This is a genomic window from Streptomyces sp. NBC_00234 (assembly GCF_036195325.1).
Taxonomy (GTDB): Bacteria; Actinomycetota; Actinomycetes; order Streptomycetales; family Streptomycetaceae; genus Streptomyces.
In genome coordinates this window covers 6650008-6663704 of sequence record NZ_CP108101.1, presented here as the reverse complement: position 1 = coordinate 6663704, position 13697 = coordinate 6650008, and the positions used below count along the sequence as shown (strand labels likewise).

The following is a 13697-nucleotide window of genomic DNA, read 5'->3' as shown; positions in this document are numbered from 1 at the left end:
ATGCAGCCGTCCCCGCCCTCGCTCTCCCGCCGCACGATGCTGGCCGGCGCCGCCGCCCTCGCCGGCACCACGGCCGCGACGGCCGCCGCGCCCGCCCAGGCCCACGCACCGGCCCGGGCCACGACCGGGCCCGTGGAAGCCGCCGCGTCCGGCACGGCGGGGAGCCGTACCGGGGCCGTCGTCTTCCGCGACGTACGCCCGTTCGGCGCGGCGAAGGCCACGGACCTCGTGGTCGTCGACGGCCGCGTCGTCGCCGGTCCGGCTCCCCGCGGCGCGAAGGTCGTCGACGGCGGCGGCCGGATCGCGCTCCCGTCCCTCGTGGACGCGCACATCCACCCCGACAAGACGACCTGGGGCGGCTCCTGGGTGACGCGGCGCCCGGCGAACGGCATCGCCGACTACGTCGCCCAGGACGTGGAGCTGTTCCACAGCCAGCGCCGCCCCGTCGCGGAGCGCGCGTACGGCCTGATGTCCCACGCCGTGGCGCGCGGTACCCGGGCGATGCGCGCCCACGCCGACGTGGCCCCGGCCTACGGCCTGGCCGGGGTCGAAGGCGTGGCCGAGGCCCGTGAGCGGCTGAGCCACGCCCTCGACGTCCAGATCGTGGCCTTCCCCCAGCACGGCGTCGTCCGTACCCCCGGCACGGCGGAGCTGCTGGAGGAGGCGGCGCGCGCGGGGACCATCGACATGATCGGCGGCATCGACCCGATCGGCTTCGACAAGGCCCTCGACGAGCAGCTCGACCTGGTCTTCGGTATCGCGGACCGCCACGGCGTCGGGGTGGACATCCACCTGCACGACCGCGGCGAGACGGGGCTGAAGGCCATGCGCGGCATCATCGACCGCACGCGCGCCCTGTCCCTGGCGGGCAAGGTCACCGTCAGCCACGTGTTCTGCCTGCCGGGCCTGTCGGACCGTGACCTCGGCGCCGTGGCCGCCGACCTCGGCGACCTGGACATCGCCCTGACCACGGTGGCGCCGTCCGACTCCCTGGTCCTGCCGATCACGCGGCTGCGCGAGTACGGGGTGCGGGTCGGGCTCGGCTCCGACGGTGTGCGCGACTCCTGGAGCCCGTTCGGCAACGCCGACATGCTGCACCGCGCGCATCTGCTCGGGTGGGTGACGGACGTACGCCTCGACGAGGAGCTGCAGGAGTGCTACCGCGTCGCGACCCACGGCGGCGCGGACGTCATGCACCTCCCGCACGCGGACTTCGGACCCGGCGCACCGGCCGACTTCGTCCTCGTACGGGCCGAGTGCCTGCCCCAGGTCGTCGTGGACATGCCCCAGCGGGACATGGTCGTGCACGGCGGGGCCGTCGTGGCCCGCGACGGGAAGTTCCTGGACTAGGGACTCTCCCGGGCCGATTCCGCCCGCAGACACGGAACCGCCCCGGCCGGGCACGAAGCCGGCCGGGGCGGAACGGTGTGCGGGCAGTCGCCCTCGGATCAGCCGAGTGTGGCGATGGCCTGGTTGAACGTGGCCGACGGGCGCATCGCGGCAGCCGCCTTGGCCGGGTCGGGCTGGTAGTAGCCGCCGATGTCGACCGGCGAGCCCTGCACCGCGATCAGCTCGTCGACGATGGTCTGCTCCTGCTCGGCCAGCGTCTTGGCGAGCGGCGCGAACGCCTCGGCGAGCTTGGCGTCGTCGGTCTGCTGCGCCAGCTCCTGGGCCCAGTACAGGGCCAGGTAGAAGTGGCTGCCGCGGTTGTCGATGCCACCGAGCTTGCGGCTCGGCGACTTGTCCTCGTTGAGGAAGGTGCCGGTCGCACGGTCCAGGGTGTCCGCGAGGACCTGGGCGCGGGCGTTGCCCGTGCTCGTCGCGAGGAACTCGAAGCTGGCCGCGAGGGCGAAGAACTCGCCGAGGCTGTCCCAGCGCAGGTAGTTCTCCTTGACGAGCTGCTGGACGTGCTTCGGGGCGGAGCCGCCGGCGCCCGTCTCGAACAGACCGCCACCGTTCATGAGCGGGACCACGGAGAGCATCTTCGCGCTCGTGCCCAGCTCGAGGATCGGGAAGAGGTCGGTGAGGTAGTCACGGAGCACGTTGCCCGTGACGGAGACGGTGTCCTCGCCGCGACGGATGCGCTCCAGGGAGAAGGCGGTGGCCTTCACCGGCGACATGATCTCGATCTGCAGACCGTCGGTGTCGTGGTCGGCCAGGTACGTCCTGACCTTCTCGATGAGCTTCGCGTCGTGCGCGCGGTCCTCGTCGAGCCAGAACACGGCCGGGTTGCCGGTCGCGCGGGCGCGGGTGACGGCGAGCTTGACCCAGTCCTGGATCGGCAGGTCCTTGGCCTGGCACATCCGGAAGATGTCACCGGCGCCCACGGCCTGCTCCAGCACGGCGTTGCCCGCCGCGTCGACGACCCGCACGGTACCCGTGACGGGGACCTCGAAGGTCTTGTCGTGGCTGCCGTACTCCTCGGCCTTCTGCGCCATCAGGCCGACGTTGGACACCGAGCCCATCGTGGACGGGTCGAAGGCGCCGTTCGCACGGCAGTCGTCGATCACGACCTGGTAGACGCCCGCGTAGCTGCTGTCCGGCAGCACGGCGAGGGTGTCGTGCTCCTGGCCGTCCGGGCCCCACATGTGACCGGAGGTGCGGATCATGGCCGGCATGGAGGCGTCGACGATGACGTCGCTGGGGACGTGCAGGTTGGTGATGCCCTTGTCGGAGTCGACCATCGCGAGGGCGGGGCCCTCGGCGAGCTCGGCCTCGAAGGACGCCTTGATCTCGTCGCCCACCTGAGGGACCGAGTCCAGGCCCTTGAGGATGCCGCCGAGACCGTCGTTCGGGGTCAGGCCGGCAGCGACGAGCACGTCGCCGTACTTGGCGAAGGTCTTCGGGAAGAACGCGCGCACCACGTGACCGAAGATGATCGGGTCGGAGACCTTCATCATCGTGGCCTTGAGGTGCACCGAGAAGAGCACGCCCTCGGCCTTGGCGCGGGCGATCTGCGCGGTGAAGAACTCACGCAGCGCGGCCTCGCGCATCACGGCGGCGTCGATGATCTCGCCCGCGAGCACGGGTACCGACTCGCGCAGGACGGTGGTGGTGCCGTCGTCGCCCACGAGCTCGATGCGCAGGGTGCCGGGCTCGGTCACGACGACGGACTTCTCGGTGGACCGGAAGTCGTCGACGCCCATGGTGGCGACGTTCGTCTTCGAGTCGGCCGTCCAGGCGCCCATGCGGTGCGGGTGCGCCTTGGCGTAGTTCTTGACCGAGGCGGGGGCGCGGCGGTCGGAGTTGCCCTCGCGCAGGACGGGGTTGACCGCGCTGCCCTTGATCTTGTCGTAGCGCGCGCGGACGTCCTTGTCCTCGTCGCTCTTCGGGTCGTCCGGGTAGTCCGGAAGCGCGTAGCCCTGCGCCTGCAGCTCGGCGATCGCGGCCTTCAGCTGCGGGATCGAGGCCGAGACGTTCGGCAGCTTGATGATGTTGGCGCCGGGAGTCTTGGCCAGCTCGCCGAGCTCGGCGAGTGCGTCATCGATACGCTGGCCGGCTTCGAGGTGCTCCGGGAAGCTGGCGATGATCCGGCCCGCCAGGGAGATGTCACGGCTCTCCACCGCGACACCGGCCGTCGAGGCGTACGCCTCGACGACGGGCAGGAACGAATACGTCGCCAGCGCAGGGGCCTCGTCGGTGTGCGTATAGATGATGGTCGAGTCAGTCACCGGGTGCTCCGCTCCACGTCTGCAACATTGCTTGACATCAAGATATCTCGTGGCCGGTCCCCTCTCCACAGGGCCCCGCCCCCGTTCCCGCCCGGAGCCGTCATCTGCGGCGGGGCTCGACGAGCCCGGCCTCGTACGCGAAGACGACCAGCTGGGCCCTGTCACGGGCCCCTAGCTTGATCATGGCGCGGCTGACGTGCGTCTTGGCGGTGAAGGGACTGACGACCATGTGGGCGGCGATCTCCTCGTTGCTCAGTCCACGGGCCGCGAGAGCGGTGACCTCGCGCTCCCGGCGCGTCAGGATCTCCAGGCCGGGGGCGCTCGCACGGTCGGGGGGCCTGGCGACGAACTCGCCGATCAGACGGCGCGTGATGGCGGGCGAGAGCAGGGCGTCGCCGCGCGCGGCGACCTTGACCGCCTGCAGCAGCTCGGCGGGTTCGGTGTCCTTCAGGAGGAATCCGGCGGCGCCGGCCCGCAGCGCGTCGAAGACGTACTCGTCGAGTCCGTAGTTGGTGAGGATCACGACGTGCACACCGGCCAGCCGGGGGTCGGCGGCGATCTCGCGGGTGGCCTCGATGCCGGTCATCACCGGCATCTGTACGTCGATCAGCGCGACGTCCGGAGTGGTGCGGCGGGCTAGCTCCACGCCTTCACGGCCGTCCGCGGCCTCGCCGACGACCTCGATGTCCTCCTCCGCGTCCAGCAGGGCCCGGAATCCGGCCCGCATCAGGGCCTGGTCGTCGACGACGACCACCCGGACCGGGTCCCGGCTCATCGGATGACCGCCCGCCCGGCCGCTGCCGCACCCGCGAACGGGAGCTCGGCACGCACCGAGAGGCCGCCGTGTTTCCGGGGCGCGACGACGAGAGTGCCGCCGAGGGCGGTGACACGTTCACGCATGCCGGTCAGCCCGGTGCCCGGGGTGAGGGTGTCGCCCGGCAGGCACGGTCCCCGGTCGTCCACCGCGACGACGAGGCTGCGGTCCGTGTAGGTGAGCCGGACGGTGGTGCCGGCCCGGTCGGCGTGGCGCGCCACGTTGGTGAGGGCCTCCTGCACGATGCGGTACGCGGCCCGGTCCACGTCCGCGGGCAGGGGCCGGGCCTCGCCGTCGGCCGTGACGGCGAGCGCGATGCCCGCCGCGCGGGCCCGCTCGGCCAGCTCGCCGATGCGGTCGAGGCCCGAACCCGGCTCCTCCGTGTCCGTGCGCAGGACCTCCAGCGTGGCGCGCAGCTCCCGCATCGCCTCGCCGCTCGCCTCCTGGATCGCGAGGAGCGCGGGTTCCACCTCGGCGCCGCGCTTGCGGGCGAGGTGGACGGCGACCCCGGCCTGGAGCTTCACGATGGAGATGGAGTGGGTGAGGGAGTCGTGGAGCTCGCGGGCGATGCGCAGCCGCTCCTCGCCGGCCCGGCGCAGCGCCGTCTCGTCCCGGGTGCGTTCGGCGTCGAGGGCGCGCTGTTCGGTCTGGCGCAGGTACGCCTGCCAGTTCTTGTCGATGAGGCCGGTGACTCCCGCGCAGAGGAACCAGCCGAGCAGGAGCAGGCTCCGCTCGACGGTGTCCCGGGTGTCCGGCACGGTGGCGAGCAGGACGGCGACGTAGCCGAGGAGGAACAGGCCGCCCGCCACGACCCCCTGCGCCCGGTGCCCGCTGCGCGCCGCCGCGTGTACGGCGGCCAGCACGGGGAAGGCCGCCCAGGTGCCGGGGTGCGCGTGGAGCACGTACAGGAACATGCAGAGGGTGGTGACCGCGAGCACGGTGCGCGGGGCACTGCGGTGTCCCGCCAGCGCGAGCGAACCGGCCGCGACGAGCACCAGGTCCAGGACGCCGGGCGCGGAGGCGGCGACGGCCGCGAGAGCGACCGCCGTGCCGATCACCGCGGCCAGTGCCGCGTCCAGCAGCTGTGTCCGCCGGCCGATGTCCCCCTGCATGTGCCGCACCCTAACTCCGTTGCGGTGCACGGCGCGTCATCCTGGGAGACCGGCTCCGCGCTACTCCCCGCGGAGTAGTCGCGGCCCCCTGACGTCGGTCCGGCGCAGCGCCGATTGCCTTCCGGTGTACGACGACCGGGGCCGGGTCCGGGCCTGACCATCGTCGTCATGACCGGACACTTCCGCTACACCTCGCCCCAGCCGCCCAGGTCCGCGACCGGAGTGGTCGCCGACGTGTACGCCCAACTGGCCACCGACTTCGGGATCGAACGCGCCTCGACCTTCGTCGTCCTGTCCGCCTCCCCTCCCCTGCTCGGCGCGACGTGGGCCCTGGTCCGCGAGTCCCTGCTGGCCGGACACGTCTCCCGTACGGACAAGGAGGTGGTGGCGGCCGGGGTGTCGCTCGCCAACCGGTGTCCGTTCTGCGTGGTCGCGCACACCGTGCTGCTCCATGCCACGGGCGATCACCGACTGGCCGAGACGATCGGCACGGGCGGCCTGCCCGATGACGCCGGGCACCGCGAACTGCTCGCCTGGGGAAAGGATCTGAGCACGCCGCAGCCGTTCCCGGTGGAGCACGCGCCCGAGCAGATCGGCACCGCGCTCGCCTTCCACTTCGTCAACCGCGTCGTGTCGTCCCTGCTGACCGAGGACATGCTGCCCGGGGGCGCCCAGAAGTACCGGCTGGTGCGGAGCGCCGCCGGCCGTTCCCTGGCCCGTACGGTGCGCCGGGAGCTGCGGCCCGGCGCGAGCCTCGCGCTGCTCGAAACGGAGGGCCCCGAGCCCGCCTGGGCCGCGGGCACGCCGGTCGGCACGGCGTTCGGTGCGCTGCGCACGGCCGCGCACCTGGGTGCGGGCCTGCTGAGCGACGAGGAAGCGGCGTTCGTACGGGAGTCGGTGGCCGCCTGGGACGGCATCACGCCCCTTCCGCTCGGCGCGGAGCTGCCGGACCGGGCGGAGCGGCCCGGCGCCCGCCTCGCGCTGCTCGCGGCCCGCGCCCCCTACCGGATCACCGACGAGGACGTGGCGGCCTGGCACGTACCGCCTTTCACCGATCACTGCCTCGTCCATCTGATCGCCTTCGGCGCGATCTGTGCCGTCGAGCGCGTCGAGGCGAACCTGCCCGCGCGTGCGAAGGGGCTCGCAATCGGCGACCGTCGCCCTACCTGAGCCGGGGCGCGTCCGGGACCGGCGGCCGGTGCTCGAACCAGCGGCGGTCGGCCTCCAGTTGGGCGGCGAGCGAGATGAGTCTCTCCTCACTGCGGGAGGGGCCCAGGAGCTGGGCGCCGATGGGGAGGCCGTCGCCGGTGAAGCCGGCCGGCACGCTGATCCCGGGCCAGCCGAGGACGTTCCACGGCCAGGCGTACGGACAGGCCGTCGCCATCGCGAGATCGGTGCGCCAGGCGCTCAGGCGGTCGAACGCGCCGATGCGCGGCGGGGGCGCGGCGGTCGTCGGGGTGAGCAGGACGTCGAACCCGGAACCGGGCGTGTCGAAGAGGGCGCCGATCCGCCGGTGCTGGCGCACCTCGCGGGCCCGGGCCGCCCGTACCACCCGGCCGCCGAGGCGGGTACCGGTGCGCAGGGCGCTGCGGGTGCGCGGATCGAGGAGCGCGGGTTCCGGGTGGAGTGCGGCGAGTTCGGCGATTCCGGCCGTGGCGCGCGGGACGAAGGAGAGGCCGATCAGCCCGTAGCGGGGCCGGGCCTCCTCGACGTGGTGGCCCAGGCGGGCCAGGGTCTCGGCGAGTGCGGAGACGGCCCGGCGGACCTCGGGGTGCGGGGCCGCGCGCGTGAGGGTGAGCGGGGGCCGGAAGGCCACGGCGATGCGCAGCCTGCCCGGGTCGCGGCGGGCCGCGGCCGACGCGCCGACGGCCGGTGGACGGTGCGGGTCGTCGGGATGCGCTCCGGCGACGGCGTCCAGCAGGAGGGCGGCGTCGGCGACGGTACGGGCGAGGGGGCCGTTGACGGTGAGGCCCTGGAAGGCGTCGCTCCAGGGGTGCACGGAGATCCGGCCGCGTTGCGGTTTGATGCCGACGAGGTGGGTCCAGGCGGCGGGGATGCGTACGGAGCCCGCGCCGTCCGAACCGAGCGCGGCGGGGACGAGTCCGGCGGCGACGGCGGCTGCGGATCCGCCGGACGAACCGCCCGGCGTGTGGGCGGTGTTCCAGGGATTGCGGGTGGCACCGAAGGCGGGGCCCTCGGTGAAGGGCCACTGGCCCAGTTCGCAGGAGTTCGTCTTGCCGACGACGATTGCCCCGGCGGCCCGCAGCCTGCGGACCGCCTCGCTGTCGGAGGTGGCCGGTGGCAGGTCGCCGTCGCAGCCGAAGTAGGTGGGCATGCCCGCGATATCGGTGTCGTCCTTCACGGCGACCGGCACACCGAGGAGAGGCAGCCGCTCCCCCGCCGCGAGCCTGCGGTCGGCCTCTTCGGCCTCGGCGAGCGCGGCCTCGGGGCGCAGGTGCCGGAAGGCGTTGAGGGTGGGCTGCGTCGCCTCGATGCGGGCGAGTGCCTCGGCGACCAGTCCGGCCGACGTGGTCAGACCGTCCGCGAGGCGGCGTGCGCTCTCCGCCAGGCCGCTCACGTCTGCTGAGGACATGGTCCGACGCCTCCTCGTATCGACTTACCGGAGAGTAATCAGTGCGGGCGGCCCGGCTCAAGCATTCGGCCGGACTGTCAGTGCCGGTTGCTAGGGAGTGTCCGCAAAGTATCGTCGTCCACCCGAAGGGTGGGGCCGGCGGCGCCTGGTGCGTGCTCTCGCAAGGCGCCGGAGTGCCCTTGTAGCGGAGCTACTCGGGCATTTCGGCAACGCCGCGAGAGTGCGTGCCAGACGCCGCCGGCCAGACGAGACTTTGCGGACACGAACTAGATTCGGGCGACACGTGAACGAAAGGAACGGTGGGGTCTGTGGGACCGGAGTTCGAGGGGGAGTTCGAGACGCACCTGACGGTGCGTCCGGTCTCCGGACCCGGCGGCACGGCGGAGGAGACGGAACGACTGCGGCTCTGGGCCGTCGACAGGGGGCTCAAACCGACCCTCATCGTCCTGGACCGCGGCGCGGTTCCCGAGCAGCCGATGCTGACGGAGCGCGGCCGGGGCACGCTGTCCGGGCAGCGGGCGGCGGCGGGCCGGCTCCGGGCCGAGCTGGAGGCGGCGGGCTTCCCGGTGGTCCGGGTGAAGATCGAGGCGGCTCCGTGGAACGGGGACGTGCCGGCCACCCCCGACGCGGCGCGCGAGCTGGAGGAGGTGCTGCCGGGCTGCCACTTCGAGCACCACGTCAAGCTGGTCCTGTCCGGCGAGGACCAGGTCGCGGCGGCCCGGGCCGTGGCCGGGCCGCACGGGGCGCACCTCTCGCGCAACGCCCGCCGCGCGTTCCGGGGGCGGCACGAGCGGTTCGTGACGCAGCGCTGCCGGGCCGTGGGACGACCCGAGGCGCGGGCCCGTCTCGACGCGCTGCTGGCCGCGCTGTCCGCCGCCGCGCTGGACGCGGTGGAGGTCGAGGAGGAGTTCGTGGTGTACGACGACTGCCCCGCGGTGGACGCGGGCTGGATAGAGGAGCGCGAAGAGGTGTCCGTATGAACGCGTCCGGGTGGAACACGACCGGGGAGAACACCTCCACCGCGGGGCTGCCGAAGAGTCCGTTCGACCGTGCCGCTCCCGGCGAACCGGTCTTCGCGGACCCGGCGCTCGCCCCCCGCTGGCGGGCCGCCCACAGGGCGGTGCAGGACCACATGCTGCGTTTGGTCGCCGGGGCCCCGTGGGGAGCGGGCGTGGTGCTGCGGGGCAGCCTCCCGGTCCAGGTGTGGGTGGGCGAGGCCGCGCGGGAACCCGGCGATCTGGACTGGGTCGTGCTGGGCACCCTGGAAGTCCACGAGAAGGTCGTGGAGGCCCTGCGGACCGGTCCCGCACTGCCCGACGGCATCCGGATCGACCCCTCCGCGGTGACGCAGGACGTCGAGTGGACGGTCCGGGAGTACCAGACGGACGGCATTCGCCTCCTGATCCCGTGGGAGGCCGAAGGCCTGCCGGCGGGCGTGATGCGCATGGACTTCGCGTACGACGAGGAGATGCCCGAGGCGCCGGTACGGCTCGACTGCCCGCGCGGCGACGGCGGACCGTCCACGGCGATATCCGCCGCGAGCCCCGGGCTCTCGCTCGTCTGGAAGCTGATGTGGCTCGTCGAGGACTGGGACACCGAAGGGCGGGGCGCGGCGAAGGATCTGTACGACGCGATGCTGCTGGCCGAGCACCCGCCGACCTCCCTCACCCCCGTCCACCTCCGATTCCTGAAGGAGGAGACGGGGAACTGGTTCACCCCGCAATCGGTCCCCCACATCGACGTGGACTGGGAGCCCTTCCACGCCGCTCACCCCTGGGTGGACGGCGACGCGGAGAAGACGGCCGCACGGCTGGAGCGGGCGCTCGTCCGGCTCTTCGCGGAGGCAGCCGGCCGGCCGTGAGGTCCGCCGCGCGTCCCGTCCCGGGCCGGCGTACCCTCGAAGGCACGGATCGCACGCCTGAGCACGGCCCTGACCAGGGCCTTTCAAAGGAGGCGACGTGACCGGACAGCGTATGGCGGCCCGTCTGGCGGCGGGCGCGGCGGTGGCCGTCCTCACGGTCACGGGAAGTGCGGTGGCCGTGGCGGACGACGACATCGAGTCGCTCCCCGCCCAGCAGATCGCCGACCGCACCCGTGACGCCCTGCTGAGCGTCGATTCCCTGCGCCTGACCTCCACGGGCGACCTCGGCGAGGGCAGGCCCCCGATGACCGTGGACCTCACCCTGGACCGGGACGGGAACTGCCGTGGCAGCGTGGATCTCGGCGACGACAAGGGAGCGGTCGAGGTCGTCAAACGCGGCAACGCGGTGTGGCTGAAGCCGGATTCGGACTTCTGGAAGAACCAGGTGCCGATCGGCGGGACGACCTTCGAAGCGATCCTCGACGGCCGGTACATGAAGGGCGAGGCCGACGACCCGCGGCTGCTGAGCGTCACCCAGGCATGTGACCTGGACACCTTCCGCGAGTTGCTCACCGACAACGCGGACACGTCGCACGGGACGCTCACCAAGGGCACGAAGACGACCGTCCGCGGCACCGATGTCATCCCGCTCACCAGGACCGAGGGCAAGGAGAAGGTGACGCTGTACGTGGCCACGGAGGGCAAGCCCTATCCCGTGCGCCTGACCGTGCAGGGTCCGTCGGCGGACGCGGTCGTGGGCTTCTCCGGCTTCGACAAGCCCGTACCCACGGCCACGCCCTCCGAGGACGAGACGGTCGACGTCACCGCTCTGCTGGGCCGGACCCCCGCTCCGGTCTGAGCCCTGCGGCGAGCAGGGTGTAGAGGACCAGCGAGGAGGCCAGCCCGACCGCCCAGCCGTAGTCCGCGAGCGGTTTCAGGAACGGGATGAGCCCGTCGGCGGGGAAGGGCCCCTTGCCCGGGGCCGAATGGGAGCCGCCCACCGCCAGCACGCCGCCGACGGCGAAGGCGGCGACCGCGCGCCAGTTCCAGCCGTTGGTGTACCAGTAGCGACCGCCGGGGCGGTAGAGGTCGGCCAGGTCCAGGACGGTGCGGCGGATGATCCAGTAGTCGGCGATCAGGATGCCGGCGACCGTGCCGAGCAGCCCTCCGACCAGACCGAGCCAGGTGAAGATGTACAGCTCGGGGGTCTCGGTCAGCTTCCACGGCATGATCAGGACACCGATGACGCCGGTGATCAGCGCACCGGTGCGGAAGGTGATGAACTTCGGCGCCAGATTCGCCAGGTCGTACGCGGGTGACACGACGTTCGCCGCGATGTTCACCGAGATCGTCGCGATCAGGACCGTGACGAGGCCGAAGAGCAGCCCGAAGACGTTGTCGGTCTTCGCGACGAGCTGGACCGGGTCCCAGACGGGCGCCCCGTACACCGCCTGCGAGCCCGAGGTCACGAAGACGGACAGCAGCGCGAAGAACGTCATGGTCGTCGGCAGTCCGAGCGACTGGCCCCAGATCTGGGCGCGCTGGCCCGCGCCGAAGCGGGTGAAGTCGGGGATGTTCAGCGAGAGCGTCGACCAGAACGCGATCATGCCCATCAGCGAGGGGAAGAAGACCGGCCAGAACTCCTTGCCCCAGCCGAGCGCGGACGGCTGGTCGAGCAGCGGCCCGAAGCCGCCCGCCTTGACCGCGATCCACACCAGCAGGGCCACGGCGCCGACGATGACGAACGGCGCCGCCCAGTTCTCGAAGCGCCGCAGGGTGTCCATTCCCCGGTAGATGATGGCGAGTTCGAGCACCCAGAAGAGCGCGAAGCAGAGCCACAGGGTCCACGGCTGGCCGGCGACCTCGGCGGCGCTCGCCCAGCCGCCGAAGATCTTGCCGAGCAGCGTGAAGATGCCGACGCCGCCGATCCAGGTCTGGATGCCGAACCAGGCGCAGGCCACGGCCGCCCGGATCAGGGCGGGCAGATTGGCGCCGCGCAGCCCGAACGAGGCGCGGGCCAGCACCGGGAAGGGAATGCCGTACTTGGGCCCGGCATGGCCGGTGAGCAGCATCGGCGCGAGGACGATCACGTTGGCGAGCGCGATCGTGAGGACGGCCTGTTTCCAGTCCATCCCCAGGGCGACGAGCCCGGAGGCGAGCAGCCAGGACGGGATGTTGTGCGCCATGCCGACCCAGAGGGCGGCGAAGTTGTACGTCGTCCAGCGGCGCCGTTCGAGCGGGACGGGCAGCAGGTCCTCGTTGACGAAACGGGGGTCGTCGGGGACGGCGCCGGGGGCCAGCTCGACGCGGCCCGACGGGTCGGGTATCCGGTCCTTCCGGGGTGCTGATGGGACGGTCGATGTCATGGCGGCTGAACCCTTCGCTCGGGAACGGATGCCGTGCGGGCGGGGAGACGCGGGTGGTGCGCCCTCAGGTGCGGAGGGGTCGGTCGGACGGGTCAGTCGGACAGGGCGGGGATGATCTCGGAGCCGTAGGCGTCGATGGTCGCCTCGCGTGCGTCGTGCATGTTGTAGACGGCGAACTGGTCGACGCCCAGGTCCCGCAGGACCCGCAGCTTCTCGATGTGCGCCTCGGCCGGCCCCAGCAGACAGAACCGGTCGACGATCTCGTCGGGCACGAAGGCCGTGTCCGGGTTCCCGGTGCGGCCGTGGTGGCTGTAGTCGTAACCGGACCGCCCGGCGATGTACGCGGTGAGGGCCTCGGGCACCAGTCCCGAGTGCTCGCCGTAGCGGGCGACGAGGTCGGCGACGTGGTTGCCGACCATGCCGCCGAACCACCGGCACTGCTCGCGTGCGTGGTCCAGGTCGTCGCTCACGTAGGCGGGCGCGGCGACGCAGACGGTGAGGGCGTCCGGGTCGCGGCCGGCGTCCGCCGCCGCCTGCCGTACGGCCTTGACCATCCACTCGGTGAGGAACGGGTCGGCGAGCTGGAGGATGAACCCGTCGGCCTTCTGCCCGGCCAGGGCGAGCGCCTTGGGGCCGTACGCCCCCATCCAGACCGGCAGCTTCCCGTCCTTGACCCAGGGGATCCGGATGGGCTGCCCGTCGACGGTGGCCTCGCGCCCCTCGGCGAGGTCGCGGATGACGTCGATCGATTCGCCGAGGCGGGCCAGCGTGTTGGGTCTGCGGCCGGCGACCCGCATCGCCGAGTCGCCCCGGCCGATGCCGCACACCGTCCGGTTGCCGTACATCTCGTTGAGGGTGGCGAAGGTGGAGGCGGTGACCTCCCACGTACGGGTGGAGGGATTGGTGACCATCGGGCCGACGATGAGGTGGTCGGTGTGGTCCAGAATCCGGCTGTAGATGACGAAGGGCTCCTGCCAGAGCACCGTCGAGTCGAAGGTCCAGCCGTAGCGGAAGCCGTTGCGTTCGGCGCGGCGCATGAGTCCGACGACGGCCGAGGCGGGCGGGTCGGTCTGGAGGACGAGGCCGAAGTCCATGACAGGTGCTCCTAGTCCAGGTACTGACAGGTGGCGCGGAGGGTGTGCGTGCCGTGCCCGGCACGGCCGGTGAACGTCCGTCCCCCGACGACGGGTTCATCGCGCGGGAGGAACGTACGAGGGGTGGGACCGGTGCGCCGTCGCAGTCGCCCCGTGCGCATACCGCCCTCTCCCAAGCTCCGGTCT

The 13697-nt window shown here is 72.3% G+C and carries 11 protein-coding genes; 5 read left to right on the top strand and 6 right to left on the bottom strand.

The features are described 5' to 3' along the window. Positions 1 to 1350, top strand: a complete 1350-nt coding sequence (locus OG230_RS29285) for an amidohydrolase family protein (RefSeq protein WP_328906733.1) — start codon at positions 1 to 3, stop codon at positions 1348 to 1350. 98 nt (positions 1351 to 1448) lie between these two features. Here OG230_RS29285 and OG230_RS29280 read toward each other — a convergent pair whose 3' ends face one another. The 3 genes from OG230_RS29280 to OG230_RS29270 form a co-directional block, all read right to left on the bottom strand. Then, positions 1449 to 3671, bottom strand: a complete 2223-nt coding sequence (locus tag OG230_RS29280; RefSeq protein WP_328906732.1) for an NADP-dependent isocitrate dehydrogenase — start codon at positions 3669 to 3671, stop codon at positions 1449 to 1451. 100 nt (positions 3672 to 3771) lie between these two features. Continuing rightward, on the bottom strand, positions 3772 to 4446 hold the full coding sequence (locus OG230_RS29275; protein WP_328906731.1) for a response regulator transcription factor: 675 nt from the start codon (positions 4444 to 4446) through the stop codon (positions 3772 to 3774). Then, positions 4443 to 5597: a sensor histidine kinase gene (locus tag OG230_RS29270; RefSeq protein WP_328906730.1), complete on the bottom strand. Its 1155-nt coding sequence runs from the start codon at positions 5595 to 5597 to the stop codon at positions 4443 to 4445. Before OG230_RS29270 ends, OG230_RS29275 begins: the two co-directional genes overlap by 4 nt. 168 nt (positions 5598 to 5765) lie before the next feature. Between OG230_RS29270 and OG230_RS29265 the strand changes: the two genes are divergently transcribed. Further along, the gene (locus tag OG230_RS29265) at positions 5766 to 6767 is read left to right on the top strand and encodes a carboxymuconolactone decarboxylase family protein (RefSeq protein ID WP_328906729.1); all 1002 of its coding nucleotides are present in this window, start codon (positions 5766 to 5768) and stop codon (positions 6765 to 6767) included. Here OG230_RS29265 and OG230_RS29260 read toward each other — a convergent pair. Beyond that, complete coding sequence (locus tag OG230_RS29260) at positions 6760 to 8190, bottom strand: amidase (protein ID WP_328906728.1); 1431 nt, start codon at positions 8188 to 8190, stop codon at positions 6760 to 6762. The genes OG230_RS29265 and OG230_RS29260 overlap by 8 nt on opposite strands. A 308-nt stretch (positions 8191 to 8498) precedes the next feature. Here OG230_RS29260 and OG230_RS29255 point away from each other — a divergent pair, with 308 nt between their 5' ends. From OG230_RS29255 to OG230_RS29245, 3 genes are all read left to right on the top strand, one after another. Next, the gene (locus OG230_RS29255) at positions 8499 to 9170 is read left to right on the top strand and encodes a hypothetical protein (protein WP_328906727.1); all 672 of its coding nucleotides are present in this window, start codon (positions 8499 to 8501) and stop codon (positions 9168 to 9170) included. Further along, a complete protein-coding gene (locus OG230_RS29250) occupies positions 9167 to 10051 on the top strand; it encodes a nucleotidyl transferase AbiEii/AbiGii toxin family protein (protein WP_328906726.1) in 885 nt (294 codons plus the stop codon). Before OG230_RS29255 ends, OG230_RS29250 begins: the two co-directional genes overlap by 4 nt. Before the next feature lie 97 nt (positions 10052 to 10148). Continuing rightward, positions 10149 to 10910, top strand: a complete 762-nt coding sequence (locus OG230_RS29245) for a hypothetical protein (protein WP_328906725.1) — start codon at positions 10149 to 10151, stop codon at positions 10908 to 10910. Here OG230_RS29245 and OG230_RS29240 read toward each other — a convergent pair. Both OG230_RS29240 and OG230_RS29235 read right to left on the bottom strand, forming a co-directional pair. Next, a complete protein-coding gene (locus tag OG230_RS29240) occupies positions 10873 to 12417 on the bottom strand; it encodes an NCS1 family nucleobase:cation symporter-1 (RefSeq protein ID WP_328906724.1) in 1545 nt (514 codons plus the stop codon). The two genes, OG230_RS29245 and OG230_RS29240, sit on opposite strands and share 38 nt — an antisense overlap. A 92-nt stretch (positions 12418 to 12509) precedes the next feature. Next, on the bottom strand, positions 12510 to 13511 hold the full coding sequence (locus OG230_RS29235; RefSeq protein ID WP_328906723.1) for a TIGR03842 family LLM class F420-dependent oxidoreductase: 1002 nt from the start codon (positions 13509 to 13511) through the stop codon (positions 12510 to 12512). Positions 13512 to 13697 lie beyond the last annotated feature (186 nt).

Bases quoted from the DNA above. Each gene is read 5' to 3' on its own strand.
- OG230_RS29285 (WP_328906733.1), top strand. From the start codon at position 1: ATGCAGCCGTCCCCGCCCTCGCTCTCCCGCCGCACGATGCTGGCCGGC.
- OG230_RS29275 (WP_328906731.1), bottom strand. From the start codon at position 4,446: ATGAGCCGGGACCCGGTCCGGGTGGTCGTCGTCGACGACCAGGCCCTG.
- OG230_RS29270 (WP_328906730.1), bottom strand. From the start codon at position 5,597: ATGCAGGGGGACATCGGCCGGCGGACACAGCTGCTGGACGCGGCACTG.
- OG230_RS29265 (WP_328906729.1), top strand. From the start codon at position 5,766: ATGACCGGACACTTCCGCTACACCTCGCCCCAGCCGCCCAGGTCCGCG.
- OG230_RS29260 (WP_328906728.1), bottom strand. From the start codon at position 8,190: ATGTCCTCAGCAGACGTGAGCGGCCTGGCGGAGAGCGCACGCCGCCTC.
- OG230_RS29250 (WP_328906726.1), top strand. From the start codon at position 9,167: ATGAACGCGTCCGGGTGGAACACGACCGGGGAGAACACCTCCACCGCG.
- OG230_RS29240 (WP_328906724.1), bottom strand. From the start codon at position 12,417: ATGACATCGACCGTCCCATCAGCACCCCGGAAGGACCGGATACCCGAC.
- OG230_RS29235 (WP_328906723.1), bottom strand. From the start codon at position 13,511: ATGGACTTCGGCCTCGTCCTCCAGACCGACCCGCCCGCCTCGGCCGTC.